The organism is Streptosporangium sp. NPDC006013 (genome assembly GCF_040614275.1).
GTDB lineage: Bacteria > Actinomycetota > Actinomycetes > Streptosporangiales > Streptosporangiaceae > Streptosporangium.
The window spans coordinates 1-2,649 of sequence record NZ_JBEXUE010000799.1 but is presented as its reverse complement, the minus strand read 5'-3'; the positions used below and the strand labels follow the sequence as shown (position 1 = coordinate 2,649).

The following is a 2,649-nucleotide window of genomic DNA, read 5'->3' as shown; positions in this document are numbered from 1 at the left end:
GGTTTCGAGGTCGAGCTGACCCGCACCGGGATCACGCTGACCATCCCCGAGGGGTGACCCCGGGGGGCCACCGTGCCCGGCCGTCGGGCCGTACAAGATCGTGGTCGCCGATTCCGGGCTGCCCACACTCGACGAGCTCACCGGCCGGATCCGGGCCGCGCACGCCGCCGGGCGCGCGGTCGCCGTGCACTGCGTCACCCGCGAGGCACTGGTCCTGCTGCTGGTCGCGCTGGACGACGGCGGTTCCCTGCCCGGTGACCGGGTCGAGCACGCCGCGCTCGTACCGGCCGAACTCGCCCCGGAGATGGCCCGCCTCGGCCTGCGCGTCGTCACCCAACCCGGCTTCCTCGCGCACCGGGGCGACGACTTCCTGCGGGACCTCCCCACCCAGGACCACCAGGACCTGTACCGCTGTGCCACCTTCTTCCGGGCGGGCGTACCCGTCGCGCTGTCCAGCGACGCCCCCTACGGCCCGCTCGACCCCTGGGCCGTCATCGGCGCGGCGACCCGGCGGCACACCCCGGCCGGGCGGGTCGCCGGTCCGGGTGAGCGGCTCACCTTCTCCCAGGCCCTCGACGCCTACCTCGCCCCGCCCGGCGATCCGGGCGGTCCGGCCCGGCGCGTCCGTCGCGGCACACCCGCGGACCTCGTCGTCCTGCGTACTCGCCTCGCCGACGCACCCGCCGACCCGGAGCCCGTCCGGGCGGTGCTGGTGGGAGGCCACCTCGTCTGGGACAGGCTCGGCGCGGGGGCCGCCGGCGGGTAGACGCCGTAAGCCGCCGCCCGGCTCCTCACGGACGGCCGACCCGCGCGCGTCGAGGTCAGCCCTTCAGGCCGGTGTGGGCCAGGCCCTCGATGAACTGCCGCTGCGCGAGGACGAACACCACCAGCACCGGTAGCGCGGTCATCGAGGCGGCGGCGAGCTGGACGTTCCACATCGGCCCGCCGTAGGCGTCGACGAACTGGGTCAGTGCCTGCGGCAGGGTGAACCTCTCCGGCGAGGAGAGGTACACGATGGGTTCGAGATAGAGGTTCCAGCTGTGCAGGAAGGTGAAGATCGCGACAGCGCCGAGCGCGGGACGGGCCAGCGGCAGCGCGACCCGGTAGAAGGTGCCGAACCTGCCGAGCCCGTCGACACGGGCGGCCTCCTCCAACTCGCCGGGGAGGCTGATGAAGAACTGCCTCATGATGAAGGTGGCCAGCACGCTGGGCGCGCCGAGGATCGGCACCAGGATCAGCGGCCAGTGGGTGTCGGTGAGCCCCAGCCCGTGGAACATCTGGAACAGCGGGACGATCGTGACCTCGCTCGGGATGAGCAGCCCGAGCAGCACGACGACGAAGAGGACGTTCTGGCCGGGGAAGCGGATGCGCGCGAAGGCGTACCCGGCCATCGCCGCCACCGCCATCGTCCCCGCCGTGACGACCAGGGCGATGTAGAGGCTGTTGAGATACTGGCCCGCGAAGGGCTGCAGCCGGAAGACCTGCCCGTAGGCCGAGAAGTCCCAGTCCGCGGGAAGCAGCCTCGGCGGGAAGGCGAAGATCTCACTGACCGGTTTGAACGACGAGGTGACCATCCACCAGGTCGGGAAGACGAACGGCACGCACAGCAGGCACAGCAGGCCGTACAGGAGCGTCTTCAGCCGCGTCGGCGCCTCATGTCTCATTGATGACCCACTTCCTGCGCATCCGCCACTGCACGACGGTGAGCAGTGTCACGATCGCGAACAGCAGGACCGACAGCGTCGCACCGTATCCGAAGTGATGGAACTGGAAGGCCTGCTGGTACAGGTAGTAGACGAGGACCGTCGTCGACATACCGGGGCCGCCCTGGGTGAGCACCGCGATCTGCGCGAACACCTGCAGCGACCCCACCACGGTGATGATCGAGGTGAGCAGGATGGTCGGGCTGATCAGGGGGACGGTGATCCGCCTGAAGCGGGTCCACGCCCCGGCGCCGTCCAGCGCGGCGGCCTCGTAGAGCTGGGCCGGCACGCCCTGAAGGGCGGCCAGGAAGAGCACCATGTTGAGTCCGACGTTCTTGAGGACCTGAACGACGATCACCGCCAGCATCGCCGTGCCCTCGCCGCGCAGCCAGTTCGGACCGTCGACTCCGGCGGCGCCGAGCAGGCCGTTGACACCGCCGTCGTCCTGCAGCAGGAACTGCCACACGATCGTCCAGGCGACCAGCGAGACCACCACGGGCGAGAAGAAGACCGTACGGAAGAACGTGGTCCCGCGCAGCCGCTGGTTGAGCAGGATCGCCAGGAGCAGGGCCAGGGCGAGATTGAAGACGACCAGGCCGACCGAGAACACCGCGGTGCCGGCCAGCACCTCGCGCAGGTTGGCGTCGGCGAGCAGCCGGTCGTAGTTCTCCGCGCCGACGAACTCGAAGGTGCCGGCCAGCACGTTCCACTCGTGCAGGCTGTACCAGAGCACGAGCCCGAGCGGCAGGAGCACGAACAGCACGCTGCCCAGGAGTTGCGGGGTGATGAGCAGGTATCCGACCAGGTTGTCGCGGCGGCGCACGGTCCAGAAGGACCGGCCGCGCCCCGCGCCCCCGGGACGAGCTGTACTTCCGGTTGCTGGGCGAGCAGCCGGCCCTCGGCTACTTCGACACCCCGCCACTGACCCCGCTGATCGCGCGGGCCT

3 protein-coding genes are annotated in these 2,649 nt (G+C 70.6%); 1 reads left to right on the top strand and 2 read right to left on the bottom strand.

The window, feature by feature from the left end; translation table 11 throughout:
* Window positions 1-100: 100 nt before the first annotated feature.
* Window positions 101-766, top strand: coding sequence for an amidohydrolase family protein (locus ABZ260_RS49650; protein ID WP_355632565.1), 666 nt, complete (start codon window positions 101-103; stop codon window positions 764-766).
* Window positions 767-821: 55 nt separating this feature from the next.
* Here ABZ260_RS49650 and ABZ260_RS49645 read toward each other — a convergent pair whose 3' ends face one another.
* A complete protein-coding gene (locus ABZ260_RS49645) occupies window positions 822-1,664 on the bottom strand; it encodes a carbohydrate ABC transporter permease (protein ID WP_355632562.1) in 843 nt (280 codons plus the stop codon).
* Window positions 1,654-2,526, bottom strand: coding sequence for a sugar ABC transporter permease (locus tag ABZ260_RS49640; protein WP_355632559.1), 873 nt, complete (start codon window positions 2,524-2,526; stop codon window positions 1,654-1,656). The genes ABZ260_RS49645 and ABZ260_RS49640 overlap by 11 nt, the downstream gene beginning before the upstream one ends.
* Between the last annotated feature and the right edge of the window lie 123 nt (window positions 2,527-2,649).